The sequence below is a fragment of the Paenibacillus sp. PL2-23 genome, assembly GCF_040834005.1.
GTDB lineage: Bacteria > Bacillota > Bacilli > Paenibacillales > Paenibacillaceae > Pristimantibacillus.
The window spans coordinates 3,457,090-3,481,793 of sequence record NZ_CP162129.1; the positions used below are offsets into that span (position 1 = coordinate 3,457,090).

The 24,704-nt window shown below is 54.7% G+C and carries 24 protein-coding genes and 1 tRNA gene; 6 read left to right on the forward strand and 19 right to left on the reverse strand.

What is annotated here, in order from left to right:
* Positions 1 to 52: 52 nt before the first annotated feature.
* Positions 53 to 703 carry an RsfA family transcriptional regulator gene (locus AB1S56_RS15185; RefSeq protein ID WP_340869204.1) on the reverse strand — a complete coding sequence of 217 codons (651 nt, stop codon included), beginning with the start codon at positions 701 to 703 and terminating at the stop codon, positions 53 to 55.
* Positions 704 to 969: 266 nt separating this feature from the next.
* Here AB1S56_RS15185 and AB1S56_RS15190 point away from each other — a divergent pair, with 266 nt between their 5' ends.
* Positions 970 to 1,206: a DUF2626 domain-containing protein gene (locus tag AB1S56_RS15190; RefSeq protein WP_340869205.1), complete on the forward strand. Its 237-nt coding sequence runs from the start codon at positions 970 to 972 to the stop codon at positions 1,204 to 1,206.
* Positions 1,207 to 1,262: 56 nt separating this feature from the next.
* Here AB1S56_RS15190 and AB1S56_RS15195 read toward each other — a convergent pair whose 3' ends face one another.
* Complete coding sequence (locus tag AB1S56_RS15195; RefSeq protein ID WP_340869206.1) at positions 1,263 to 2,441, reverse strand: SAM-dependent methyltransferase; 1,179 nt, start codon at positions 2,439 to 2,441, stop codon at positions 1,263 to 1,265.
* Positions 2,442 to 2,516: 75 nt separating this feature from the next.
* Here AB1S56_RS15195 and AB1S56_RS15200 point away from each other — a divergent pair, with 75 nt between their 5' ends.
* Positions 2,517 to 3,623 carry a hypothetical protein gene (locus AB1S56_RS15200; protein ID WP_340869207.1) on the forward strand — a complete coding sequence of 369 codons (1,107 nt, stop codon included), beginning with the start codon at positions 2,517 to 2,519 and terminating at the stop codon, positions 3,621 to 3,623.
* Between the two features lie 74 nt (positions 3,624 to 3,697).
* Here the strand turns inward: AB1S56_RS15200 and AB1S56_RS15205 are convergent, their stop codons facing one another.
* Positions 3,698 to 5,047, reverse strand: a complete 1,350-nt coding sequence (locus tag AB1S56_RS15205; protein WP_340869208.1) for an extracellular solute-binding protein — start codon at positions 5,045 to 5,047, stop codon at positions 3,698 to 3,700.
* Positions 5,048 to 5,199: 152 nt separating this feature from the next.
* Entirely contained in the window at positions 5,200 to 6,531 is a 1,332-nt protein-coding gene (locus tag AB1S56_RS15210) for a PhoH family protein (protein ID WP_340869209.1), read from the reverse strand.
* Between the two features lie 115 nt (positions 6,532 to 6,646).
* Between AB1S56_RS15210 and AB1S56_RS15215 the strand changes: the two genes are divergently transcribed.
* A complete protein-coding gene (locus tag AB1S56_RS15215) occupies positions 6,647 to 7,231 on the forward strand; it encodes a YhcN/YlaJ family sporulation lipoprotein (RefSeq protein ID WP_340869210.1) in 585 nt (194 codons plus the stop codon).
* A 49-nt stretch (positions 7,232 to 7,280) separates the two neighbouring features.
* Here AB1S56_RS15215 and AB1S56_RS15220 read toward each other — a convergent pair whose 3' ends face one another.
* From AB1S56_RS15220 to AB1S56_RS15285, 14 genes are all read right to left on the reverse strand, one after another.
* Positions 7,281 to 7,451, reverse strand: a complete 171-nt coding sequence (locus AB1S56_RS15220) for a hypothetical protein (RefSeq protein WP_340869212.1) — start codon at positions 7,449 to 7,451, stop codon at positions 7,281 to 7,283.
* A gap of 55 nt (positions 7,452 to 7,506) precedes the next feature.
* The gene (locus tag AB1S56_RS15225) at positions 7,507 to 8,466 is read right to left on the reverse strand and encodes an LCP family protein (protein ID WP_340869213.1); all 960 of its coding nucleotides are present in this window, start codon (positions 8,464 to 8,466) and stop codon (positions 7,507 to 7,509) included.
* Positions 8,467 to 8,591: 125 nt separating this feature from the next.
* Positions 8,592 to 8,864, reverse strand: a complete 273-nt coding sequence (locus tag AB1S56_RS15230; RefSeq protein WP_340869214.1) for a hypothetical protein — start codon at positions 8,862 to 8,864, stop codon at positions 8,592 to 8,594.
* Positions 8,861 to 9,181 carry a YlaH-like family protein gene (locus AB1S56_RS15235; protein WP_340869216.1) on the reverse strand — a complete coding sequence of 107 codons (321 nt, stop codon included), beginning with the start codon at positions 9,179 to 9,181 and terminating at the stop codon, positions 8,861 to 8,863. Before AB1S56_RS15235 ends, AB1S56_RS15230 begins: the two co-directional genes overlap by 4 nt.
* A gap of 53 nt (positions 9,182 to 9,234) precedes the next feature.
* The gene (gene typA / locus AB1S56_RS15240; RefSeq protein ID WP_340869218.1) at positions 9,235 to 11,076 is read right to left on the reverse strand and encodes a translational GTPase TypA; all 1,842 of its coding nucleotides are present in this window, start codon (positions 11,074 to 11,076) and stop codon (positions 9,235 to 9,237) included.
* Positions 11,077 to 11,179: 103 nt separating this feature from the next.
* Positions 11,180 to 11,662: a hypothetical protein gene (locus tag AB1S56_RS15245; protein ID WP_340869220.1), complete on the reverse strand. Its 483-nt coding sequence runs from the start codon at positions 11,660 to 11,662 to the stop codon at positions 11,180 to 11,182.
* Between the two features lie 155 nt (positions 11,663 to 11,817).
* On the reverse strand, positions 11,818 to 12,480 hold the full coding sequence (locus tag AB1S56_RS15250; RefSeq protein WP_340869221.1) for a TerC family protein: 663 nt from the start codon (positions 12,478 to 12,480) through the stop codon (positions 11,818 to 11,820).
* A 166-nt stretch (positions 12,481 to 12,646) separates the two neighbouring features.
* Positions 12,647 to 13,867, reverse strand: a complete 1,221-nt coding sequence (gene thiI, locus AB1S56_RS15255) for a tRNA uracil 4-sulfurtransferase ThiI (protein ID WP_340869223.1) — start codon at positions 13,865 to 13,867, stop codon at positions 12,647 to 12,649.
* Positions 13,864 to 15,015 carry a cysteine desulfurase family protein gene (locus AB1S56_RS15260; RefSeq protein ID WP_340869224.1) on the reverse strand — a complete coding sequence of 384 codons (1,152 nt, stop codon included), beginning with the start codon at positions 15,013 to 15,015 and terminating at the stop codon, positions 13,864 to 13,866. The genes thiI and AB1S56_RS15260 overlap by 4 nt, the downstream gene beginning before the upstream one ends.
* Before the next feature lie 103 nt (positions 15,016 to 15,118).
* On the reverse strand, positions 15,119 to 15,811 hold the full coding sequence (locus tag AB1S56_RS15265; RefSeq protein ID WP_340869225.1) for a lytic transglycosylase domain-containing protein: 693 nt from the start codon (positions 15,809 to 15,811) through the stop codon (positions 15,119 to 15,121).
* Positions 15,812 to 15,891: 80 nt separating this feature from the next.
* Positions 15,892 to 17,475: a DUF2339 domain-containing protein gene (locus tag AB1S56_RS15270; protein ID WP_340869227.1), complete on the reverse strand. Its 1,584-nt coding sequence runs from the start codon at positions 17,473 to 17,475 to the stop codon at positions 15,892 to 15,894.
* Entirely contained in the window at positions 17,472 to 18,167 is a 696-nt protein-coding gene (locus AB1S56_RS15275) for a TIGR02206 family membrane protein (RefSeq protein ID WP_340869228.1), read from the reverse strand. The genes AB1S56_RS15270 and AB1S56_RS15275 overlap by 4 nt, the downstream gene beginning before the upstream one ends.
* A 99-nt stretch (positions 18,168 to 18,266) precedes the next feature.
* Positions 18,267 to 18,953, reverse strand: coding sequence for a response regulator transcription factor (locus AB1S56_RS15280; protein WP_340869229.1), 687 nt, complete (start codon positions 18,951 to 18,953; stop codon positions 18,267 to 18,269).
* A gap of 34 nt (positions 18,954 to 18,987) precedes the next feature.
* Complete coding sequence (locus tag AB1S56_RS15285; RefSeq protein WP_340869230.1) at positions 18,988 to 20,364, reverse strand: HAMP domain-containing sensor histidine kinase; 1,377 nt, start codon at positions 20,362 to 20,364, stop codon at positions 18,988 to 18,990.
* A 275-nt stretch (positions 20,365 to 20,639) separates the two neighbouring features.
* Here AB1S56_RS15285 and AB1S56_RS15290 point away from each other — a divergent pair, with 275 nt between their 5' ends.
* The gene (locus tag AB1S56_RS15290; RefSeq protein ID WP_340869232.1) at positions 20,640 to 21,962 is read left to right on the forward strand and encodes a hemolysin family protein; all 1,323 of its coding nucleotides are present in this window, start codon (positions 20,640 to 20,642) and stop codon (positions 21,960 to 21,962) included.
* A 74-nt stretch (positions 21,963 to 22,036) separates the two neighbouring features.
* On the opposite strand, the gene AB1S56_RS15295 is transcribed toward AB1S56_RS15290, so the two are convergent.
* Positions 22,037 to 22,552 (reverse strand): pyridoxamine 5'-phosphate oxidase family protein, encoded by a 516-nt coding sequence (locus AB1S56_RS15295; RefSeq protein WP_340869234.1) that lies wholly within the window; start codon positions 22,550 to 22,552, stop codon positions 22,037 to 22,039.
* A 110-nt stretch (positions 22,553 to 22,662) separates the two neighbouring features.
* On the opposite strand from AB1S56_RS15295, the gene AB1S56_RS15300 reads away from it, so the two are divergent.
* Both AB1S56_RS15300 and AB1S56_RS15305 read left to right on the forward strand, forming a co-directional pair.
* Positions 22,663 to 24,102: a PLP-dependent aminotransferase family protein gene (locus AB1S56_RS15300; RefSeq protein WP_340869236.1), complete on the forward strand. Its 1,440-nt coding sequence runs from the start codon at positions 22,663 to 22,665 to the stop codon at positions 24,100 to 24,102.
* An 81-nt stretch (positions 24,103 to 24,183) separates the two neighbouring features.
* Positions 24,184 to 24,259 (forward strand) — tRNA-Thr (locus AB1S56_RS15305).
* Positions 24,260 to 24,704: the final 445 nt, after the last annotated feature.

Consider the following 24,704-nt stretch of genomic DNA (forward strand, 5'->3'; position numbering starts at 1 on the left):
TATATCGGAACTGCGGTAGATTGCGGGATAAGCGACAGCTTAGCGCGCAAGGCTATTCAATACGTTCCAGGTTGCCATTCGCGTCCATCTTGAAGCGCGGCTTGGCTTCCTCTTCATTCGATAATACCGTGAGTCGTCTGGCGCGGTCCATAATCTGAATCAGCGTCTTGTAATCATCATTAACGGCATGGTAGTCTGTCTGCGCGCTGTTCACTTCCTTGGTCAGTCTCTCATTCTCGCTGCGCAGCCGGTGAAGCTCCTCTTCCTTGTCTTTTAATTCCTTCTCGAACAGCTTGATCTGTCTCGCCAAATCCTGATAGGTCGTTTTCCATCCACGCAAATAACGGATTACCGCGTCGACGGACAGCCCCTCATCCAGGGAGCCGGCATCCTGCTTGAACGTCCTCTCTTCCGTGTCATACACGGCGAGTGATGAAACCTGGGACGTCGGGGCAACGGTCTGCTTCTTCAAATAATTCCGCTTCTGGCGCTGCTGCTTCGCGATTTGAATCGCATCCTCATATCGCTTGCGAACACAGCTGTTCCAGCGGAAGCCGCATGCTGCGGAGGTCCTTCCAATTCTTTCGCCCACTTCCTCGAATGCGGCGAGCTGCGTGCTTCCTTCACGGATATGGCGCAGCGTTACTTCAGCCAGAATGAGGTCGTCGTCCGGGCTCCACGCGTCTTGTCTTACTGCTGTCATGCAATCAAAACCTCCTAACGTAAAAGGCGCTTACTTATCACTATGCTCTTGGTAGAGTTCATAGAATCTATTGGATAGTAATTTGTATATCCATTTTTTTGCGACCTCATACATGATTCGGAGGATTCATGAGCAAACTGTAAAAGAACTCCGCCTTTCAGTCAAAAAGTTTGCGATTTCGTCACGGATTTTAGTTTACACTGCCATGGGCAAACGCTATAATGAAATTTAGAAAATCGGCGCTGGGTTAAAAAGGGGGATGTATCATGGCACGCATGTATCGAGTACTTGGCTTCTGGTGCTTAGTGATCGGACTGATGGCTTTCGCAGGCCACATGACGGAATTCGCGCTGCTCTTCTTCGCGCAAGCTGTCGCGTTCGTATTTTTAGGCTACTTGAACTTCTCCGAGAGAACATACATAATGATGTTCTGGGGATATATGGCGATTTCATTCGTAGGCTTTACCTATTGGTCAGTCTTCAAGATGGACTTGCCATTCTAGAAACCAATAGCATAAGGCTGTCACCGCTTGAAGCAACAAGCGGCGGCAGCCTTTTTCTATCCCGTCTTATTCATCTCCAGTATCATCACCTTAAAGCTTTCGCTCATGCCGTCGCTTAGCAGCAGCTGTCTGACGGCCCGATTACGCCTCGCCCCCACGCTGAAGGGGTCCCTCCCGTCATGCTCCACGAGCAGCTCCAGCACGCCTTGATCCATCAGGAACCGCTTCTGGGTATCGTAGTAGATGGCCTGGAAGCCGGCCTCCTCCGCGCATGCTTTGACGAAATCGAAGGCGACATGGGCGGTAATATCTCTTTGGCCCGGCCGGTCGAAGGGCTGATCGCCCCCCTGATGCCTGGCATAGGTCATCAGAGTGCCCTCCATCCGATGCTCTCCCGCATATTCGGGAGCGGCATGCCCATAGTCCAAGATGGCGATTCGCACTGTGCTGCCCGCGCACCAATTCCCAAGCTGAGCAAGCCAATCGTTAACGCCTGGACAAACCTCCGTGATCTGACCCTCGCGGAGCTCTACGCCGTCCCGCTTCAGCCAATGCGCCAGCCGTGGATCGGACAATGGCATCCGGGAGTATACAAAGCTCCCGTCGGGAAGAATAGCGACGCCCAGCTCCACCAGCTGGCCGTCCTTGCGCTGTATGCGGCTCACAGGGAACGCATCCAGCAGCTCATTGGCAATGAGCAGCGCGGGCCGTTCGTTAAGCCATTGCCGTATGCCGAAGGAGCTTAGCGCGTCAGTATTCAGCACAAAGGGCGGCTCGCTGAGCTCCAGCGCCATCATAGCTGCCTTCGCAGCGGCCGCGTGTCCGGAATGATTCTCGATAAGCAGCTGCCGATGCCAAGGCTTCGCGTCCAGCTCCCGGCAGAAGGCGGCGATTTGAGCTGATAATACGCCCGTTCCCGCGCCCCATTCCACAATAGATATGGACTGCCCATGCAGCTGGCTGTAGCGATGGGCGCAGCCCGCAAGCAGGCGCCCCATGATATCTCCAATTGCGGAGCTGGTATAGAAATCCCCGCCCTTGCCGACCCTTGCGGCGCCAGTCCGATAATAACCGAATTCGCTGTCATAAAGACAAGCCTCCATATATTTCCGGAAAGGAATAGACGGCACCGCCAGCTCCTTGCCGTCATCATCCAAGACAATGCCGGATGAAGGGGATTGCCCGATTATAGCCTTCAGCTTTTTCGCCAGAGGAGTGTCCGTATCGTAAGACATAAGCTTTCATCCTTTTCCAAATGTAAGATATAATAGAATTGGCTTCCGCATACACTAGTTGCTGAGGAGGGGAGGATGCCATTGACGGAGAGCCATACTCGCGCGCGAGCGTCGGCCGCAATCCTAATCGCGTTGTTAAGCGCCTTGCTGCTCATGCGATTGCCCGCATTTGCGGAAGGAACCGCACCAGCCCAAGACGACGTGCATACCTTGCTCGAAAGAAGCTTGTCTGTGGTGGAGCTCGACAAGGAAATAAGCCGAATTGCGGCAGAGAAGCAAGCCTTGCTGGGCACCATGTCAGAAACAGAGCAGCTTCTCGTCGAGCGGGAGCTTGCCATTGAGGAGCAACGGGAGCAAGCAGGCCAAGTGCTTCGCTCTTATTATATGGGTGAGCGGGATCTGCTCTATCTCTCGCTGCTGGCTTCGGATTCCTGGTCGAAGCTGTTCAGCCTGCTGGACTACATAGATATTATTATTTCGCAAGACAAGCATACCTTGAACGCCTATATCCAGCAATCCCGGGCTCTGCAGGAGCAATACGCGGAGCTTGAGGGCAGACAGCTTGACCTCATTGCGCTGGAGGAGAGGCTTAAGCTGCAGCGCGAACGCGTCATTGCGCTTGAGGCCCAGCTGGAGGATGAGCTGCGCGGACGATCCGACAGGGACCGGCTTCGACTGTTAATCCAGGAGCTGACCGGCTTCTGGGAAAGGGAAGGGCTGACCGAGGTGAAGGCTTATTTCCAGGCTCTGTCGCAAGCGATGGGGAAGCTGCCTGGCTGGATCCAAGACAACAAGGATTTGATGGAGATCAAGGGCTTTCAATATACGATTACCGTCCCGGAGGATCGCCTGAACGAATTTCTGCGCGAGCAGGATGAGCGGTTCAATTATTTCTCCTTCCAGTTCGAGGATGGCAAGATTACGGCGCACGGCAAGCGAGACGATATCGAAATCAGCATCAGCGGCCGCTATAGTCTGATTGAAAAACCGAAAAACGGGATTATATTCCATGTTGAGGAGCTGATCTTCAATGGGTTCGCTCTGCCGGATACAACACGAGCCGCCTTGGAGGAGGAATTTGACCTGGGGTTCTATCCCGGTCTCATTACCAGCTTCCTCAAAGCCAATGACGTGACCGTCAAGGAAGGAGAGCTCACGATTAAGCTGAGTGTTGCCTTGTGACGAATCCCAGAAGCGATACAGGCGCGCATAGGAACAAAGAGAGAAAAAGGATGGCGGCAGCCAGCCTTTTTTGGTTAGAGCTGGCCGTCCGAATGGGCTTGAGCTGCACCCAGAGCTGGCATAGCATCCGCAAAGGCGCTGAACGAGTCCGCCTCCGCCCCGGCTCGCTTCCATGCCGCCTCCCAAGCCCTCCATGTGATGGGCCAGCCTGGATCGTTATCCATGCCTGTCCGGGGGGCCGGCTTGACGCTTAACGCATCGAACCACCAATCTGGCGGCTGTCTATCGGCCAGCGCCAGCAGATTGGGCTGGCCGCCGTACAAGGACGCTCTGACCGGCAGAGCATGCCTGGATGCCATTTCCTTCAGACCGACCGCAGTGCCCGTCATCTCTTGAATCCACAGCATGGCATCCTCCTCATAGCGCGTGGAGGCAGCGATAACATAGCTGCTGCTATTCAGCCAAGGATATTGAACGGATTGACGTTCGATCATCAGACGTTCACGAATGGCGGGCTCCAGCTTAACGTAATCGCTCCATCGCATCGCAGCCATCAACAGCCGGTGATTCTCCAGAAGCTCTTGAAGCGCTTCCGTTCCCCCTTCTTCGCCGCTGGCGACAACACGAGAGCGGCTGCTCAGCTCAGACAGCCTGCCCAGGAGAGCTTCGGATGAGGAGTCCAGCCTCAGCCAGGCGCGGTCGTCCTCGTCAAACCGGGACAGCAGCATCAGCAAGCCTGTCAGGTCGCCCTCTTCAAGCCAAGTCAGATAGACACGATTGTCCCCGCTATCCTCCGCACGGCGCTGCTCGGCCAATAAACTGTCGGCTGCGGCAAGCACCTCAGACCAGCTGCCAGGCGGCTTCGACAGACCGCGCTGCTCCAGCAGCAGCTCATCCCAGGCAAGGAAATAGGGATCCATGCTCTCTGGGGCGCCCCACAGATAGCCGTTCCATTTCATAGGCTCAATCAGCGCGGGAAGCTGATCGGAGAGAACATCACCCGACATCAGACTGTCGACAGGCTTAAGATAGCCCTGTACGGCAAGCGGCACAACCCAGCTGCTGTTCACAAGCATCACATCCGGCGCGGAGCCTTGCGCCCCGAGCTGAACCGCCCTGTCGTATCGATCGGCGGACGGATAATCGTTATGCAATGCAATTTGAATATGGGGATACTGCAGCATAAATGTATTTGTTCGTTGCATAAGCGCTTCATACTCCCCGGGAGGAAGCGACACCGATATATAAAGCTCCGACGGCTCAGGCTCCATAAGCTCGCCGTCTGCAGGCACCACAGGTCCCGCTCCGGCCGATAAGCTTGTCCGATTCCAATTCCAGTTCAACGTTTGGGCTATAAATACGAGCAGCAGAACGGTGAGCAGCAACGCGCTTAACAGCAGAGGCGCATATTTGCGAAGAAACACAGCCTTCTTCCTTTCAGCTTGCTTGATATGGGAATAGGATAACAGGTATAAGCCGATATGTATACGCTTTTATTAACAATCTCCTCCGCTATTCAGCAAGACAGAAGACAAGGGCAGGCGTGCGCCCTTGTCTTCGCGTCAGAGCTATTCCTCTATAACAGGTCTGCGGCATGCTGAGCCAGCTTCGAGCGTTCGCCCTTCTCCAGCGTCATATGGCCGCTGATGCCCTCCCGTTTGAATTTTTCGACAATATGGGTCAAGCCATTGCTTATGGAATCCAGATAAGGATGATCGATTTGACCAGGATCGCCCATCAGGACGATTTTGCTGCCCTCCCCCACGCGCGAGACAATCGTCTTCACCTCATGCTTGGTCAGATTTTGCGCCTCGTCAATAATGATGAACTGGCCGGGGATGGATCGCCCTCTTATATACGTGAGCGCTTCGACTTGAATGCTGCCCATGCCCATCAATATTTTATCAATATCGCCCGACTTTTTGGTATCGAACAAATATTCCAGATTGTCATAGATGGGCTGCATCCATGGACGCAGCTTCTCTTCCTTCTCGCCAGGCAAATACCCGATATCCTTGCCCATCGGCACAACGGGTCTTGCGATAAGAAGCTTTTTATATTTATGTTCATCCTCCACCTTAAGCAGGCCCGCGGCGAGCGCCAGAAGCGTCTTGCCTGTCCCCGCCTTGCCGGATAAGGTGACAAGCGGAATATCGTCGTTCAGCAGCAGCTCCAGCGCCATTCGCTGCTGCGCGTTGCGCGCGGTAATGCCCCATACGGGATCATTGCTAAGATATAGAGGCTCCAGACGAATGCCGTCCGAGCTTACCTTAAGCAGCGCGGATTTCGACGTGCCCATCTCGTCCCTTAAGATGACAAACTCATTGGGATTCAGCCTCTCCCGAAGCTGAAGGCTGTTTACGCTCAGGAATCGGTACGTATAAAATTCGTCAATGACAGCGGGATGCACATGCAGCGTCACATTGCCAGTGTAAAACTCGGAGTGCTCAACCACTCTGTCGGACAGATAATCCTGCGCGGACAGCCCCAGCACATCCGCTTTGATGCGGACCAGGACGTCCTTGCTCACCAGCACGACCTGGCGGCGTTCGTCCGCATTCTCCTGCTCCATATGATAATTGAGGGCGACGGCCAATATCCGATTGTCATTGGACATCTCCCCGAACATTTCCTGTACGCGGATAAAGCTTCTATGATTGAGCTCGACCTTCAATATTCCGCCCCTTGGAAGCATGATTCCTTCGTGAAGATGGCCCTGTTCCCTCATCTGATCCAGCGATCGGGAGACATGCCTTGCATTGCGGCCAAGTTCGTCCGCGAGCCGTTTCTTGGAATCGATTTCCTCCAGCACGATCGCGGGGATGATCACTTCATTATCCTCGAAGGCGAAGAGCGATTGCGGATCATGCAGCAAAACGTTGGTATCGAGCACGAATATTTTTTTCATAAGAAGAACCCTCCCGGCGTCGGATATACATTTGCATACATAGCCTCAGTTGGCAGCGGACACACTATTGCATAAGCGAAACTGCGCGACACTTAACTTGAAAGAGGTGGCATACATGTACAAATGGTTATCAGCGGCAATCGTTATTGCGATCGTTGCAACGGGTTGCAGCGCCGGCGCGCGTAATCATTCATCACCCTCTCCCCAGAATAATGGCCAAGTCACCGCCCAGCAGAATACAAGCGGCAAGAAGCAGATCGTAGATCGAACAGAGGTAGAGGCGCACCTGGAGGAGCTGGCCAAAGGTATTCAAGGCGTTGACAACGCGCACTGCGTCGTCATCGGCAATACGGCGATCGTCGGCATTGACGTGGACGGCAATCTGGAGCGTTCACGCGTCGGGACGATCAAATATTCTGTTGCGGAAGCTTTCAGGAAGGACCCCTATGGTATTGATGCTTTTGTGACGGCGGATATCGATATAAACAACCGGCTGCGGGAAATCGGCGAGGACCTGCGCCAAGGCCGGCCAATCGCCGGCTTCGCGGAGGAACTGGCCGATATTATGGGCCGGCTCGTGCCGCAGATGCCTAGAGATATTGTCTCGCCTGCCGTTGACGATGAGGATGTCAACCAATTCGGCGGACCGCATGACGCCAAAGAAGCGAAGCCGGATGCGCAAGAAGCGAATATGCGTTAATTTATGGTAAAGTCGTCCAAAAGACGCAAAAAGCCTAGTGATCTCATCACTAGGCTTTCCAATCGTTAACAGGCCAAATGCTCGCACACTTGTCCGCATGAATGCTCGCCAACCGTCTAACCTCGTCTTCGCGCAACATCGCTACCAGCCAAGCATCAGGACGCGGATCTACCGCAGCATATCGTTCCACCATCCGCATGACCTCCTTCTGAATGTCCATCCAAAAGCAGCTTCCTAGCTCTAATTATAGCTATTATATTGGCGACAGTCTACGGTCATTCAGCCATTTTTGCCTGGAGGGCAGTTTGAGCCTGCGCAAGGCTATCTTCATTGACATAGACATGAGGGCTTCTCCATACACCCTCAAGGGACAGAAACTCAATGTCGCTGCTGCGCAAGGAGCTGTATTCCGCCAGCATGCGCCTCATCTCGGAGCTTGGCATATCCATCGTCATGTTGTTGCCGACAGATTCGATCACCGAACCAATCTTCGTTAATCCGCCAATACTAACCATCTTGTCCAGAATAGCTCCGATCACCTCGCTTTGCCTGCGATTGCGGTCGAAGTCACTTGACATATTGGTTCCGTCGTTCGATTTGCGGTAACGGACAAAGTCCAGCGCGTTTTTGCCGTCCAGCGTTTGTTGGCCCGGCTGCAGGTCGATATTGGTGCCATCCGCGGTATCCCTGTATTTCATCCGAATATCGACATTCACCTTCACGCCGCCGAGCGCGTCTACAACAGCGGAGAAGCCCCGGAAATTGATAATGCCGGCATATTGAATATCAATGCCGAACAGCTCGCCCATGACGTCCTTGACCGCTTTCTTGCCGGCCAGATCCGCAGCTTCCTTGTCCTGCCCATTGTCCCTGCGAGCTACCGTAAAGAAATCGGCGTAGAAGCTGTTCGCCTTGCGGCCGCGATAGCCGTCAACCTCGATAAGCGTATCTCGCGGTATGGATACGATCGTCGCTTTCTTGGTGGTGGGATTGAACGCCGCAACCATCATGACGTCCGTATTGAGTGTGCCGCCGTTTTCCCTGGAATCCAAACCCATCAGCACGAATGCGACGGGCTTCTTCTTGACGGATTGCTCTACCGGAACCTCTGTCGCCTCCGTCTTGTCGAGGCCGATCGTTTCAATCGCGTCGTTTGCCTTGACGCCGATATAGACGACAAGCGCCGCCGCGCTAAGGAGAAGTCCGAAGAACAGAACGAAGAAGGCGGTCAGCAAAGGCCGCTTCTTCTTCGTTTTGGTCTTTTTGGATTTATGTTTGGGGGGGACGGAAGCTGACTTCCGCGATCCTGACCGAGGAGGCAATGATGTCGGTCCTTGACTCATCTCTTCCACCTTCAAGCTCAGTTATATTTGGGATTAGCTATAATGTCCTGCAGCAGCTGCTCCCCGCTCTCGCGAGGAAACAGTTGCAGCTTGGTGCGGGAATCCTTGTCGTAACGGACATGAATCATCGTGTCGTCCGTTCTTGCAATGTCGAAGGAAACGAGGCCATGATCCTCCCGCAGTATCTGCTCGAAGAACGCCAGCGTGTCTCTTGCCGCCCCATCATCAGGCCTCGCATCAGCGACGATCCGAATTTGCAGCCAATTGAACAGCGCGTCCTCCAGTCTCATTGGCCGTTCTCCGCGCCCCGGCTCTCCGCGCTGGATGGACCGCCGCGGCCCTTCTTCCACTTGTCGTAGAGCTGGCGTCCGCGCAGCATCATCATCATGAGCACGGCAATCGCCATACATTGAATGATCGGCAGCTTATCCACCTGCATAATCATCAGGATAAACGACCCGAATGCCATAAGCAGATAGACCAGCACTTCCTTGAGGATAGGCAGCCGCTTCGCCGACGGGCGGAAAACGGAATTGAAAATATAAATGGTGAAGCCCAAAATAATCAAATACGTAATGAGCTTATGCTCGCTGAACCATGCCTGCATCCCTCTTACCTCCTAAACGCAGCTCCAAAACCTGCGGCGTAGACGGTTCCTTATTAGATGCCCGCCTGCGACATTTTGCGGTGCTTCTCCGCGCGCTCGCGCTCGCTTTTCACCAGAATCTTCTTGCGGAGACGAATGGATTTGGGAGTAATCTCGCAATATTCGTCATCGTTCAAATATTCAAGCGCCTGCTCCAGCGAGAAGATGACCGGCGTTTTCAGCTTGACGGTATCATCCTTGCCTGCAGAGCGCACGTTGGACAGCTGCTTCTCCTTGCAAATATTCACGATAATATCATTGTCGCGGTTGTGCTCGCCGACAATCATACCCTCGTAAATCTCGGTGCCCGGCTCCAGGAAGAGCAAGCCGCGGTCCTCAACGCCCAGCATGCCATAGAAGGTCGAGGTGCCGTTCTCGCTTGCGACAAGCACGCCCTGATGACGGCCGCCGACACTGGATCCGGCAAGCGGACCATAGCTGTCGAACGCATGGTTCATAATGCCGTAGCCGCGAGTCAGCGTCAAGAAGGACGTTCGGTAGCCGATCAAGCCGCGGGCAGGAATAATAAACTCCAGTCGCACCTGGCCGCTGCCATTGTTGATCATGTTCACCATCTCGGCTTTGCGTGTGCCCAGGCTCTCCATAACGGAGCCCATGCTCTCCTCCGGCACGTCGATCAGCAGACGCTCGTATGGCTCTTGCTTCTCGCCGTCCACTTCCTTCACGATAACCTCAGGCTTGGATACCTGGAGCTCGTAGCCCTCGCGGCGCATATTCTCGATCAGAATGCCAAGGTGAAGCTCGCCGCGACCGGATACGACAAACGCGTCCGGGCTGTCCGTCTCATCTACGCGAAGCGCGACATCGGTTTCCAGCTCCTTGAACAGACGCTCGCGAAGCTTGCGGGACGTTACCCACTTGCCTTCGCGGCCGGCGAACGGGCTGTTGTTGACAAGGAACGTCATCTGCAGCGTAGGCTCGTCAATCTTCAGAACAGGCAGCGCTTCTGGATGCTGCGGGTCCGCGATCGTCTCGCCAATATTAATCTCACGAATACCGGCAATCGCGACGATATCGCCTGCGCCGGCTTCTGGAATCTCAACGCGCTTAAGGCCCTGGAAGCCGAAGAGCTTCTCGATACGAGCCTGCTTCGTCTTGCCTTCGCGGTCGATGACCGCTATGGCCTGGCCTTGCTTGATCAGACCGCGATTCACGCGCCCGATGGCGATACGGCCCAAATATTCGTTGTAGTCAAGCAGCGTCACGAGGAATTGCAGCGGATCCTCCACGCTCTCTGTAGGGGAAGGAATGTGGCTGACGATTGTGTCGTACAGCGCCATCATGTTCTCATCCTGCACCTCAGGGTCAAGGCTCGACGTACCCATAAGCGCCGAAGCGTACACAACAGGGAATTCCAGCTGCTCGTCGTTAGCACCGAGCTCGATGAACAGATCCAGCACCTCGTCGATTACCTCGACAGGCCTCGCGTTGGGACGGTCGATCTTGTTCACGACGACGATCGGCGTCAGCTGATGCTCCAGCGCCTTGCGAAGCACGAACTTCGTCTGCGGCATGCAGCCCTCGAACGCGTCAACGACCAGCAGCACGCCGTCTACCATCTTCATAATCCGTTCCACTTCGCCGCCAAAGTCGGCGTGGCCCGGCGTATCTACAATGTTGATCAGGTAATTCTTGTACGTGATCGCCGTGTTTTTGGCCAGAATCGTAATGCCGCGTTCCCGCTCCAGGTCATTGGAGTCCATGGCGCGCTCTTGCACAGCCTCATGCTCTCTGAACGTGCCGGATTGCTGAAGGAGCTTGTCGACGAGAGTCGTCTTGCCATGGTCGACGTGCGCGATAATCGCGATGTTGCGTAAATTTTCTCTTGCTTGCATAAAAATTAATCCACTCCAATGTTTGTTTTTCGAGACTGTTCCCCAAATGTCCGCCGCGTGTCGCACTCCGAACCCATGGACAACAGTCGCTCTTCTCTCTCTCCTACCAGCGTCTGCGCCTGCCGAACATCATCCAGGCGCCGGCCGCGATGAGCAGACCAGCTATCAGGTAGATGCCCCAGCTCCACAGCAGGATCAATACAAGGAACAGCATAGATACTGCGCCAAGCGCGATGGAAGCCGTCAATACGATACGAGGCGCGTTCGAGCCGAACATATAGTATTCGTACAAGCCCGCTGCCGCACCCAGCAGGAAGACCGGCCACAGATATCTCAGGCTGTCCCAGCCGAAGATGTTGCAGAGCATGAACAGCACCGCGTACACCACGAGCATCCCGCCGGGCACGAGCATGACAGCCGGAACTACTCTGCCGAAATAGAGCACATGCAGCAGCACTCCCGGAATCAATACGAGCAACGGCCAAAAAATAGCCCCCAAGAAGCTGAATACCCCTAATTTGCCCAATAAGATCAGGACCCCGGCTAGCAGCAAAATAATTCCAGCGGAATATTTGTTAGAAGGCATATGCATTCCGCTCCTTACCACATCAATCGTACCATTAACGAAAGACGCCAATTTTTTATCTTTCTTAGTGTAATGGAACTGGCGCAAAAAAACCAGTAACCTGTCGAGAGTTTCACAAAAAAAAGAAACCGCGCCAGCGGGCGCGGCTCCCAGTGTCAGTCCGGTCTCTTGCGCAATACGGCAAATATGACGACCAACGGGACGCACAGCAGCGGAATAAGCTCGGACCATGTGCCATTGCCGTGGAAGATGGCGGCGTCCAGTCCGGGATCCTTCATAAGCATCTCGCCGGCGGCGTAAGCGAGGAGCGCGGCTCCGATATAGGATAAAGCGGGAAATTTCGACAGCAGCCTGCCTAGCGCCTGGCTCCCCCATACGATCATCGGAATGCTAAGCGCGATGCCCAGCAGAATCAGGATGATGTCACCGTCGGCGACCGCCGCGATAGCAAGCACGTTATCCAGGCTCATGACAAAATCTGCGGTGACGATCGTCCAGATCGCGCCGTACAGCGTTACGGACTTCTTCCCCTTCTCCCGCGCTTCCTCGGCGCCGCTGGAGTCCACCAGCAGCTTGACGGCAATCATAAGCAGCAGAATAGCGCCCGCCGCTTGCAAATATGGAATCTGGAGCAGCTGCAGCGCGACGATGGTCAGCGCACAGCGCAAGCCTACCGCGGCGAAGGTCCCCCACCAGACGGCGGCCTTGCGCTGCTTCGCGGGCAGCTGGCGGCTGGCCATGGCGATGACGATCGCGTTATCTCCGCTCAGCAGCACGTTAATTAACGCAATCTGCAAAAAAATGATAAGGCTGTCCACAACATGACTCCCCTCTCCGTACAGAACTGTCGCTTTCAATTGGCTTCCGGCAGCGCGACAGCCTTTATATCAGACCTATGTACAAGCCCAGGGGAATATGTCAATTAAAAACAGCGAGCCCTCTCAGGCTCGCTGTCAATCGCTTTTCAAAACGGTATCTAATCGGCTAGAACCAGCTGTCCTCTCCCGCTTGCAGGTCAGGCGTCTGCTGACCCGGCTTCAGAATGAGCTGCTCAGTATCCCGCACGGCCGTCTCGATCATCTCGGAGTATTGAGGAATGCCAGCCTCCACCCGCTCCACAATACGCATGTTGGGATTTGTGCTTGGAGATTTCGGCAGGAACAGCGTACAGCAGTCCTCATAAGGCAGGATGGACGTCTCGTACGTGCCGATCTTCTCGGCAAGTCTAATAATTTCGGCCTTGTCCATCATAATGAGCGGCTTCAGCAGCGGCAGGTCGGCCGCCCGGCCAATGACATTCATGCTGGGCAGCGTCTGGCTTGCGACCTGGCCCAGACTTTCTCCCGTCACGATGCCTAGGGCGTCGTTACGAACCGCCAGCTGCTCTGTAATGCGGAACATGGCTCTTCGCATCATGGTAATGATCAGGTTGTCCTGCCCCTGCTGAGCCAGTGTGGTCTGAATATCCGTGAAGGGAACAAGATGCAGCTTGAGCGGCGCGCTATGATAATAGGCAAGCCGCTGGGCGAGAGCCACAACCTTGTCCTTTGCCTGCTCGCTGGTGAACGGGTAGCTGTGGAAATGAACGGCTTCAATCTGAAGGCCCTTCCTCATTGCCAGCCAGCCGGCGACAGGACTGTCGATGCCGCCTGACAGCAGCAGCATCGCCTTGCCGTTAGAGCCGTAAGGGAAGCCGCCCGCCGCGGGGATGACCTGGGAGAACAGGTAGGTCGCTTCCTCCTGGATATCAACCTTAAGCTCCACCTCAGGATTGCGCACGTCGACGCTCAGCTCGGGGAATGCCCGAAGAATATGCGCGCCGACCAGATGATTCATCTCCTGTGAGGGATGCGGGAAGCCTTTCCAGGCACGCTTCACGCTAACCTTAAACGTCTTGGGCGGCTGCTCCATAGCATTCATCAGCGTCATCGCGGCCGAACGAATGGCCTCCAGCTCCGACTCCGTGCTTATGACGGGACTTAAAGAATGCAAGCCGAACAGGTCCTTCAGCCGATCGGCGACTCTCTCGTAAGGCTGCCCATTTAACTTGACATACAGCCTGCCATATGTTTTCCAATAGGTAATGCCCTGGAATGGCGACAGCGCGCTTCGCACTTGCTGCTGCATTCGTTTCTCGAACTGGTTCCGGTTCCTGCCCTTCATAATCAGATCGCCGTAACGCAGTACAATTTGGTCGTAAATCAATGTGTCGAGCTCCTCTCAAGCGGCTTCAGCTTGCCTATAACGCTCTTAAGCGCGGTAATCAGCCCATCAATGTGTCCGTCCTCGTGCTCATCCCCGAAGCTTATGCGCACGCCGCCTGAGGCGTGCGCAGCGCTTGCGCCGAGCGCCAGCAGAACGCGGCTTGGCTTATTTTCCTTGGACGAGCAGGCGGATTTGGTTGACGCTATTATACCATGCTGCTCCAGCATGTGAACGATAACCTCGGGCTTCATCCCGGGATAGGAGAAATGTACGATATGAGGCGCCAGCGGCTCGCCGCCGTTCAGCCTCAGCTCCGGACAGCTCCGGACGAACGCGCGCAGCCTGTCCCCGTGCCGTCGCATGGCCGCGCTTCTCTCCTCCATACTCTCCATGGACATGCGCAGCGCCTTGGCGGAAGCGACGATTGCCGGCACATTCTCCGTTCCTGCTCGCAAGCCTGACTCCTGCCCCCCGCCAGATGCGAGTGGCTGCAGCGTCACACCGTCTCTTATATACAGCCAGCCAACGCCCTTGGGACCGCGGAGCTTATGCGCGGAGCCGCTGACAAGATCGATGCCCCAGCCCTCCGGATGTAGCGTCACTTTGCCGATGCTCTGAACCGCATCGACATGGAACAGCGTCTGCGGATATGCTCGCAGCAGCTCGCCGATTTCCCTAATGGGCTGAACGGTGCCGATTTCATTATTCACATGCATGACCGTAACGAGAATCGTCTCCTTCGTCAATGCCCCCGCCACATCCTCTGCCGAGACGTGTCCCTCGGCGCTCGTGGGGAGGAAGGTGATTTGGAAGCCTTCCTGCTCCAACTGTTTCAGCGCGTCATGCACAGAGGCATGCTCGATGCCGGATGCGATAATATGATTCCCGCGAGATCGATACTGGCGCGCAGCCCCTTTGATCGCCAAATTATTGGACTCCGTTCCGCCCGATGTGAACAGCCAGCGCCCAGACCTCGTGCCCAGCTGCGCCGCAATCAGAGCTCTCGACCGCTCAATGAGCTTGGCCGCCTCTGCCCCTCCCGCATGGAGCGAGGACGGGTTCGCGTAATGCTTCCTCATGACCTCCCCCAACGTCGCGATAACCTCTTCATAGGGCGGCGTGGACGCGCAATGGTCGAAATACAACATGACTCTCCTCCTCTCCTGAAACAACAAAAGAGACCAGCGATATGTCCGCGAGCGTGAACGCCGCGCGTCAATCGTGATCTCGTGTGCGGTCAAGGGGGTCAGGTTAGATAATGGCCCCCTGAACTTTCCCGATATAGCGCTGCGTCTCCTCCGGCAGCTCGTTCAGCCTCGCAGCCAGCTCCTCGTCCGTCGAGATGCCCAGACGGTCCAATCGGCCGGGGCCTGCATTGTATGCAGCAAGTGCGACTGCTTCATTACCGCCATATTTGCGGAGCAGCAGGGACAAATATTTGGTGCCGCCTTCAATATTTTGCGCCGGATCGAACGAATCCGACACGCCCAGCCCGCGCGCTGTGCCATCCATCAGCTGCATCAAGCCTTTGGCCCCGGCGTGGGACTGAGCATGGGGATTGAAGCCGGATTCCGCAGCGATGACAGCATGCACGAGAGCCGGCGAGACGCCATGTCTGGCCGCCGCCTGCTGGATCAGCTCCCCGTATGCGCTGCTGTCTCCTGCATGAGCCGACGGCTCTGCTTTAACGCTCGTCAACGCTCCCGCATCCGAGAGGCCATACTGGGCAACCTGAGCCCACAGCTCCTTCGACCAGACAGGCGTCTTGCCGTCCATCACGCCAGTCGCCGCTTCCTCGCCGGACGCCATCTGCGCGGACAGAATCGTTTCAAATATATCGTTATTGCCGGAAGTCCCCGTCGTTTTGTTCTGGACTCCAATATTCAAGCTTGGGGCTAGCTGCGCTTGCAGCAGCGCCTTCATTGTGCGCGGATCGATACTCAAGGACGATGCCCCCTCATGCTGGCTTTATGCTTTTGAAACATAATATTTAGATTATATATCGGATTTTATTGTACATGTTTTTAGTCCTTCCCGCCAGCCCCATCTCCCTGCAGCCTTGCCCCCCACTTTCCGTTCAGCCAAGTCATAAGGAAGGACACGCCAGCCAGAACAAGCAGGACAAGCACCTTGTACAGCGCCCCTTCGCCGCTTAAATCCATGAAGATCGTTTTGGCCGCTACGACAGCCAGCACAACGGAGCCGAACAGCCGGAATGTTTTTTCCCCGTAATAGGAGCCCCATACAACGAGCATCAGCGCATATACGCCCCATACAACGGACAATGTCAATCCTCTGTAGACATCTGGCGCAGCCGTCCAATATTCGGTGAAAAGATTCTGAATTTGCCGCGTCATCAGCCCGCCCAATATCAGATGTGAGAGCAGCGCGAATCCGCGGGAGAACAATCGGCTGACGACTGGCGGGAAGCCCTCGAAGCGCAGACGCCGCGCGTAATAGAAGCCGAGACCAGCAAGCAGCATCCAAGCGATCGCTCCCCAATTGAGAAACGGGATATAGACGCCGAACCACTCGCCGCGATCCGTCCACCAGGTCACCGCATACCAGAATACGCCAAGGAAGAACCAGATGACGATACCAAGGACGGTTGCCGCAATCCACCGCTTCACCGCTCCAATCGCCGTAAGCAAGTAGGCGTACAGCGTCCACATGATGACGTGAAACAACACGCCTTCGCCTAAGCTTTGTATGGCCATAAGCAGCAGAAGCGTGCCGCCGAGCCCGAACACGGCGGACGGGAGGGTCATTACCCCTTTAAGCTTATATACGGCAAAGCCAATCAGCAGATAGATGATCGCGATGAATGCAAGCGTAAACCCGTAGGGCAGCTCGCCATCCCATATCGTCAGCGCCCATACGCCGAACAGTATGCCATTAGCCGCTTGGAGATACAGGTCCAGCCCCTCAAAGCTGGCTTTATTTCTCCAGGAGGAGGCGAATAACGCAAGCGTGTAGAACAGGAACGCGGCCATCGCGTACCGTATCGGCATGCTCCATAACCCCTCTGTCGCAGGGCTGAATTGAACAAAATAGACCCCATACATGACCCAAGTGCCGATAAAGGCGATCACACGCAGCTCTGTCCAGCTGCGAAGAAAGCCGATTGTTATAAACGCAGCGTTGAGCACAAGCATATACAGGAACAGCGTAAAGACCTGATCCGTCTCCGGACGCATCATGAGAGGAGAGAGCATCGCGCCGGCAATCGCAATATTCATAAGCAGGCGGGATTCGTTGCGGTATGCGTAATAGGCGATGCCGAATGTAACGCCCGTCATACCCAGCAGAACAAGCGTCGGCTCCCAGAAATCATAATAGATGCCTGCGAAGGAGAACGTTGCATATAGGATACAGGCGCCGATACCGCAAATCATTTCACCCGCAATGACAAGGGCTGATCTCCGTGCCAGCTGGATGCCGGCGATGACAGCACCGCTTCCCGCCAGTAGCCCGAGGCCCGTCTTCATCATGTTCGTCATCCAGCCCTGCTGAATGGAATATTGGAATAACGTAATACATGCGGCAATCATAAACATAGCGCCCAGCAGCGACGTCCAATTCTTCTTTATGAATTCGATTCCGTTCATCCTCGAACCCTCCCAATGATCAAATACGCCAGCTTGGCGATCCCAAGCAGCAGCAGGCACAGCGCTACAGCGACAAGCTCCAGCTGGAGCAAGTACCAGGGCCAGGGCGCAAGCGCGTCAAGCAAGGACGCCGTTGACGGCTTTCTGGCCAGGAACATAAAGTTTGTGGTCCCCGTCCATATGTTCACGAGGGCCGCGGGCACCGCCAGCAGGTGGAGCCAGAGTAAGGCAAGCAGCGCTGACCGTAATGTCGGACGATACCGTTCGACAGCCAGCAGATAGACAGCCGCCGATATAATGCCGATATGAGCGATGAAGAAGTGGAAATAGCGGAAATGCGGAAACGGCTGCGTCAGGTTCGGTGTAAGGAGCGCCTGCAGGGCGCCAAGCGTCCCGAGGAAAAACACGATGGGATACAGCCCCTGCCACCTGAAGGCCAGTGCCGCCGCGGATAACAGCAGCGTCAGGCTGCACAGCTGGAAGGGCAGCGTGCCTGCGCTCCAGCCTCCATCGAAGGCATACGACAGCTGCAGAGCAGCCTCGCAGGCAGCAAGCGCCAGGGCCATTCCGATACGGAAGCGTTGTCCCCAGCCTTCCGTCCTCAACACCTTGCGGAGCGCAATAATCGCCGCTGGCGCAGCCAGAGCGGCAATCAGCGCCGCCATATGCGGCCATGAATACATTTCGAACATAGGCTCCACCCTTCTCCCTCTCCATTGCCTCATCCTATCTGGCTACAGGTTCATCATATAGGATTGGCGAAAAAAAAATAGTACCAACAATTTGTGGTACTACTTCGAAGCCGCATCCTGCTCCCCCTCCAGCAGCCCCATCTCCTTGGCCTTGGCCGCCGCTTCCTTGGAGCCCTCCATGCCCAGCTTCTTCAATATATTGTTGACGTGGTTTTTGACCGTTCGAAGCGTGATGAACAGCTTCTCCGCGATCTGCGGCTGTGTATAGCCTTCATGGATCAAGCCAAGCAGCTGCCGCTCGGACGGCGTAATGAGATCGCCCAGCTTTTTGGCTTCGAATTCCCGCTCCAGCGCCTTCAGCCGTTTGAATTCCTCTCTCAGCTTCTCGGCCGCCGCCGCGCTGATGGGCGATTGTCTGCTATACGCCAGCCTGATTGCGGCCGGCAGCTTCTCGAAGCTGCTTTTGATCTGATAGTCGATGGCGCCCGCCTGGAAGGACTGCAGGATAAGTTCCTTCTCCTCCATTGACGTCAGCATAATAACCCGGGCGCCTGTGGATAGAGCCGCCTCCTCAGCGAGCTGAATGCCCTCCGGACGGCCTTCCAGCATAATGTCCATCAGCACGACGTCAGCGGGAATCTCCGCGGAAGCCATCGCTTCTCGCAGCTCCCCGGCGCTCGACGCCGTCCAGACCAACTCGAAATCCGGCTCCGCGCCCAAATAGCCCGCCAGTCCCCGCTTCCAATCGGGATCATCTTCTACCAGCCCGATACGAATGATGTCCATAAGCGTCCTCCTTCATATATGGATGGATTGCAACCTAACTATTGGAGCTCGCCTGCCTTGCCTGCAGCGGTTTTTTGGGAAAAGCCATATAGAATGCCGCGCCTTCTCCCTTCTTGCTGCGAAGCTGCAGACTCCCCTTATGCTTCCGCATCACATGATAGGCATAGGGCAAGCCTAGACCAAAGTTATGGCCTGTGCGCTTCGTGGAATAAAAGGGTTCAAACGCGTGTAATTGCATCGAGCGGTCCATTCCGGGACCGGAGTCGCGAATTTCCACAATCAGCTCACGCTTCGTTTCCGTTAACGCTACCTGGAGCAGCCCTTCCTTGCCCATCGCTTCAATAGCATTCATCACGATGTTCGTAATGGCCTCCGCGGTCTGAGCCTGATCCAGCAGCAGCGACCAGCCTCCCCTAAGATGTGTCCGAAGCTGGATGGTTCCCAACGCAGGCTGAATGGCCTGCAGCGCTCCCTCGATGACCTCCGCAAGATCCGCCCTCTGGAGCTGCAGCGTCAAATCCTCCGTCCGCCTGTGAACCCGCGCGACCATCTCCTCCATGTGTCGGGAGGCAGACAGTACGGCTTCAACATCGGCCAGCAGCTCCGTTTGCTCCGTCTCGGCGGCGTAGCGCTTCATCTTCTCCGCGAACAGCTTCAGCTTGCCCGCGTCGTTTTTGATAGCGTGATTGAGCATCGCTGTGCCCGAGGTGACCGCGCGCAGGGTGGTGTCAAATCTTCTTCGCTCGATAAAGATGCGAATGCCCATGAACCCGTATGTGAACATGCCCAGCACAAACACCAGCGTCCCGAGGCCCACAACCCATGTGTTGTACACCCACATCCGCAGCATGCCCATGCTTGGCAGCACATAGTTCATGACCATCACGAACAGCGCCGGAGGCAATACCGCGAAGCAGACTACCCAATGCGTCCGAGCATACACGGTCGGCGGAACCCGCTTGGATAATACAAGCGCTGCTCCCGCCAATATATAGGGAACGGCCCACCAGACCACAATGTCGAACGTAATGGGATACCGCTCGTTATAAGCTGGCGTGAAGGCAAGGCAATAGAGGATGGGAAGCAGCAGCAGCAAAGGAATCGAGACAGCAAGCCGCCGATTGAACCGCACACCGCGATAGGAGATCCCGAACAGCAGGAAAAAATACGGAATGCCATAATAGGAAAATAGGGATGAGAACGCTTGCAGGCGAAACAAAGCATCCAGCGTTCCCGCTCCGGCGCCCGCGTCAGCAGCGTAAGGGATCCAGGAGCCGTCGAGAACGGCTGCCAGCGCGCCGGAGCCTCCGCTCCACGCGAGCGCCCCAAGCCTGCGGTTAACGGCCGAGCCCGGCTCGGACAGCCACAGAATAGCCGCGATTCCGCTTAACGCGATAAATACAAATAACATAGACCTGCTCCTTCTGATGCGGTCATGAACTAGCCATATATGAATGTAGCTTGTTAGTCAAGTTCCATATGAACCCATCTTAAGGCTGCGAATTGCGCTTGTAAAGAGTCGTAAATCAATGAGAATAACGTTCTCAATCGGAATAAATGGGTCTGAATGAACGTGAGCGCCTTATAAGGTCCCATTTGGCGGTTGTCAGTACTTGTAATCTTTCGCTATAGTAAAGCATAAGTAAATATAAACTATATTGATAAAAAGGGTAGTGAGAATCCAAAATGGGTAGTGACGGTATAGGTCTGAATTTATTCATGATTGCTCTTCTTATTTTTTTGACTGCTTTTTTCGTCGCAACGGAGTTTGCCATCGTCAAGCTGCGGGCGAGCCGGATCGAACAGTTAGTGCTGGAGGGCCGTAAGAACGCGCTTGCCGTTCAGAAGGTCACGAGCAATCTGGATGCCTACTTGTCGGCATGTCAGCTAGGTATTACAATTACCGCTCTCGGACTTGGTTTTCTGGGAGAACCGACAGTAGAGAAAATTCTTTTACCCGTTTTTGAAGGAATGGAAATAAACGAAACGCTGAGCCATGCCCTGTCAATCGGTATCGCGTTTATCGTCATCACCTTCATCCATGTCGTCGTAGGCGAGCTCGCGCCGAAGTCGTGGGCCATCCAAAAAGCGGAGTACATCTCGTTTTTAACGGCGAAGCCGATTATTTTTTTCCACAGACTTATGTTCCCCTTCATCTGGCTGCTTAACGGCTCCGCTAACGCGCTGGTGCGTATGTTCGGACTGAAGCCGATGACCGAGCATGAGGAAGCTCACTCCGAAGAGGAAATTCAATTGATTCTGAACGAGAGCTACCAAAGCGGCAAAATCAACAACACGGAGTACGGTTATGTGAGCCGGATCTTCGCGTTTGACGAGCTGCTGGCCAAAGAAATTATGGTTCCTCGGACAGACATGATTTGCTTATACACCAACAATTCGCTCAAGGACAACCTGGAAATCATTCGCAAGGAGCAATATACGCGGTTTCCTGTTGCGCTGGAGAGCAAAGATAATATAGTAGGCATGATCAACACAAAGCAGCTGTTCCTGGAATACGACGCGGACAAAGCCTTTGACCTGAAGAAGCTGATCCATCCCGTTCTGAGCGTATCAGAGGTTACACCTGTTAAGATGCTGCTGAAGCGTATGCAGCTGGAGCGCGTTCATATCGCGATTCTGGTGGACGAATATGGCGGAACGTCCGGTCTAATCACGATTGAGGACATTCTGGAGGAGATCGTTGGTGAAATACGCGACGAGTTCGACGCAGACGAGCGCAAAGAAATCGAGCAGCTGGCCGACAACTGCTATCTGCTTGACGGCAAGGTGCTGCTGGATGAGCTGACCGATTTGACCGGCATGAGCTTCCATGAAGAGGATGTCGACACCATCGGCGGCTGGCTGTACAGCAAGTTGGTTGATCCTAAGCCGGGCAAGGAGCATCAGTTCGAGCATTTGAAATTTATTATTCGCGAAACAAGCAAAAACCGTATCCGCAAGATCGAAATGCTGATCGAGCAGCCCCAGTTGGAGGGCGAAACGGCCTAATTAAATCATACAAAAGCAAGGGCAGGATGAACGTCTCATGGACGATCACCCTGCCCTTCCTTCTTCTTTCGCCTTTATGATGGCCCACGCTGTTTATTTTCCTTCGCCGAACGGAACTGCTGCACCAGCTTGAATACAGCCGTCGCGCTTCCCATAGAGGAGCGGTAGCGCTCGATGTGCGCTTTCGCAAGCGGTGTATCATAATAGCCCGGAGCATATTTGTCCAGCATCGCCTGCATCGCTTCTGTCGCTTCATCCAGATCTCTGACAAGCTCCATCTGACCAAACGACATAACGCTCATATAAGCAGTATCCGTCTTGGCCGGAATGGGATCAGGGATGGTGCCGTACGACTCGCTAACGGTCAAGCAGCCCGAGCTCCCGCCCTCCATCGCCCGCATCTTGCGCCCCTCCTGCGCTCCATGGAAATAAAACGCGTTGCGCTTCTTCATCCAGACAAAATTTAGAGGCACGACATATGGCAGCCCATCATCGGTCAAGCCCAGAAATCCTGTCTCCGCTCTCGCCAAAAAATCTTCGATCCTTCGCTCATCCGTACATTCGCGCTTTTGTAATCGAACGGTAAACATATTGCCATCCCCCTTCTCTGCAGCTCCAATATTGTGATATTGTCACTATATACCTATTCTGTACCTGCCTAAAGGGACAGAAATGATGAATATTAAGGGGACAGATATCCATGAACCATATGATTGGAATCACACCGTTATTAGACAAGCAAAGCCGCGTCCCTCTCTACATGCAGCTGTATCTGTATGTACGCAAACAAATCGAGACGGGAGCTATGGCCGCTGGACAAGCTCTCCCCTCCATTCGCCAGCTGTCCCACCACCTGGGTATTAGCAAAAATACGGTCGAAGCCGCCTACGCTCAGCTTGTCGCAGAAGGCTATACGGTTAGCAAGGAACGTGGCGGCTACAGAGTGCAGGCTATTGAGGAGTTAGTTGCACCTCCCGGCAGCTCAGCTTCCGCCCAGCATGCGCCTTCAGCCCCAGCAGCCGCTGCATCAAAAAAAATACGCTACGATTTCCGTTACGGGGATATCGCGTTCGACCGGTTCCCGCATACGGCTTGGCGCTCCTGTGTGACGGAGTCACTCGCGTTGAATGACAAGGACGTGTTCGGCTACGGCGATCCACAGGGACACTATGGTCTCCGGGAGTCCATCGCCCAGTATGTGTATCAGTCTCGCGGCATGGATTGCGGAGCGGATCAAATCTATTTGTGCGCGGGTACGCAGCATGCGGTTAGCATGCTCATCCAGCTGCTGGGACTGCATGCAGCCTCCATCGCTATGGAGGAGCCCGGCTATGTTGGCGTCAAATCCGTCTTTCGCAGCTCCGGCTGCACCTTGCTTCCCATTGGAATAGAGCACGACGGGATCAATCTGCATCAGCTTCAAGCAGACGCGAAGGATGCGAGGATTGTATATGTCACCCCTTCCCACCAATTTCCGCTCGGGATGGTTATGCCCGTTCAGAAACGGCTGCGGCTGCTGCAATGGGCGGCTGAGGGAGAGCGATATATTATCGAAGACGATTATGACAGCGAATTCCGCTACAGCAGCGCTCCCATTCCCGCGCTCAAGGCTTTGGATACACAGGATCGCGTCATTTATACGGGCACCTTCTCGAAGTCATTCCTGCCGGCGGTCCGTCTGAGCTACATCATATTTCCTGAGAGACTGGCTCAGCAATTGCGGGCTAAGCTGACACTGTACAGCCAGGCTGCTTCGCCTCTCCTTCAGGGGGCAGTTTGGCTGTTTATGAAAAACGGGCATTATGCCCGTCATGTCAGGAAGATGCGTCGCGTATATCATGCTCGTCACAAAGCGCTGCTTGATGCCATCCAGGAGCATTTTGGCGAACACGCCAGCATCATCGGAGACTGCTCCGGCATGCATGTGCTCCTGAATGTGCCGGGACGAGCAGCCTCTGAGCTGCTGGAGCTTGCGGAAGCCCAGGGATGCAGAGTGTATTCTCCTGCCAGGCATTGGAACAATCCCATGGACTGCCCGCCCCATTATGTCATGCTGGGCTTCGGCGGCTTGACGGAGCTGGAGCTGAAGGAAGGCGTGCAGCAGCTGGAAAAAGCGTGGTTAAGTCCCGAACTTTTCTGAAAATTTAAACTTCACAAAAAGGCTTGCATATATAATTAAGGATGTGTAATAATAAGTCTTGTCTTCAGGAAATAGAGACATGCCGCTGTAGCTCAACTGGTAGAGCAACTGACTTGTAATCAGTAGGTTGGGGGTTCAAGTCCTCTCGGCGGCACCATTCTTTTCTGGGGCATCATACATAGTGACCAAGACGCTTCCGCGATGCGGAGGCGTCTTTTTGTTGGTCTCCAGCCCCGATAACCACACACGGGATCGTTGTTGAAGTATTTTGATGTGTTTGTGGAGCGATAGCGATTCCTCGTGCCGTTATGGAGCCGCACAAGCCCTCTTTACGCTCGATAGCCACACGTGGAATCGTTGTTGAAGTATTTTGATGTGTTTGCGATTCCTCGCGTCGTTATGGAGCTGCACAAGCCCTCTTTACGCTCGATAGCCACACGTGGGATCGTTGTTGAAGTAATTTGATGTGTTTGTGGAGCGATAGCGATTTCTCGTGTCGTTATGGAGCCGCACAAGCCCTCTTTACGCTCGATAACCACACGTGGGATCGTTGTTGAAGTAATTTGATGTGTTTGCGGGGCGATAGCGATTCCTCGCGTCGT

Bases quoted from the DNA above. Each gene is read 5' to 3' on its own strand.
- AB1S56_RS15185 (WP_340869204.1), bottom strand. From the start codon at position 703: ATGACAGCAGTAAGACAAGACGCGTGGAGCCCGGACGACGACCTCATT.
- AB1S56_RS15190 (WP_340869205.1), top strand. From the start codon at position 970: ATGGCACGCATGTATCGAGTACTTGGCTTCTGGTGCTTAGTGATCGGA.
- AB1S56_RS15195 (WP_340869206.1), bottom strand. From the start codon at position 2,441: ATGTCTTACGATACGGACACTCCTCTGGCGAAAAAGCTGAAGGCTATA.
- AB1S56_RS15200 (WP_340869207.1), top strand. From the start codon at position 2,517: ATGCCATTGACGGAGAGCCATACTCGCGCGCGAGCGTCGGCCGCAATC.
- AB1S56_RS15210 (WP_340869209.1), bottom strand. From the start codon at position 6,531: ATGAAAAAAATATTCGTGCTCGATACCAACGTTTTGCTGCATGATCCG.
- AB1S56_RS15215 (WP_340869210.1), top strand. From the start codon at position 6,647: ATGTACAAATGGTTATCAGCGGCAATCGTTATTGCGATCGTTGCAACG.
- AB1S56_RS15220 (WP_340869212.1), bottom strand. From the start codon at position 7,451: ATGGACATTCAGAAGGAGGTCATGCGGATGGTGGAACGATATGCTGCG.
- AB1S56_RS15230 (WP_340869214.1), bottom strand. From the start codon at position 8,864: ATGAGACTGGAGGACGCGCTGTTCAATTGGCTGCAAATTCGGATCGTC.
- AB1S56_RS15235 (WP_340869216.1), bottom strand. From the start codon at position 9,181: ATGCAGGCATGGTTCAGCGAGCATAAGCTCATTACGTATTTGATTATT.
- typA (WP_340869218.1), bottom strand. From the start codon at position 11,076: ATGCAAGCAAGAGAAAATTTACGCAACATCGCGATTATCGCGCACGTC.
- AB1S56_RS15245 (WP_340869220.1), bottom strand. From the start codon at position 11,662: ATGCCTTCTAACAAATATTCCGCTGGAATTATTTTGCTGCTAGCCGGG.
- AB1S56_RS15260 (WP_340869224.1), bottom strand. From the start codon at position 15,015: ATGTTGTATTTCGACCATTGCGCGTCCACGCCGCCCTATGAAGAGGTT.
- AB1S56_RS15270 (WP_340869227.1), bottom strand. From the start codon at position 17,475: ATGAACGGAATCGAATTCATAAAGAAGAATTGGACGTCGCTGCTGGGC.
- AB1S56_RS15275 (WP_340869228.1), bottom strand. From the start codon at position 18,167: ATGTTCGAAATGTATTCATGGCCGCATATGGCGGCGCTGATTGCCGCT.
- AB1S56_RS15280 (WP_340869229.1), bottom strand. From the start codon at position 18,953: ATGGACATCATTCGTATCGGGCTGGTAGAAGATGATCCCGATTGGAAG.
- AB1S56_RS15285 (WP_340869230.1), bottom strand. From the start codon at position 20,364: ATGTTATTTGTATTTATCGCGTTAAGCGGAATCGCGGCTATTCTGTGG.
- AB1S56_RS15290 (WP_340869232.1), top strand. From the start codon at position 20,640: ATGGGTAGTGACGGTATAGGTCTGAATTTATTCATGATTGCTCTTCTT.
- AB1S56_RS15295 (WP_340869234.1), bottom strand. From the start codon at position 22,552: ATGTTTACCGTTCGATTACAAAAGCGCGAATGTACGGATGAGCGAAGG.
- AB1S56_RS15300 (WP_340869236.1), top strand. From the start codon at position 22,663: ATGAACCATATGATTGGAATCACACCGTTATTAGACAAGCAAAGCCGC.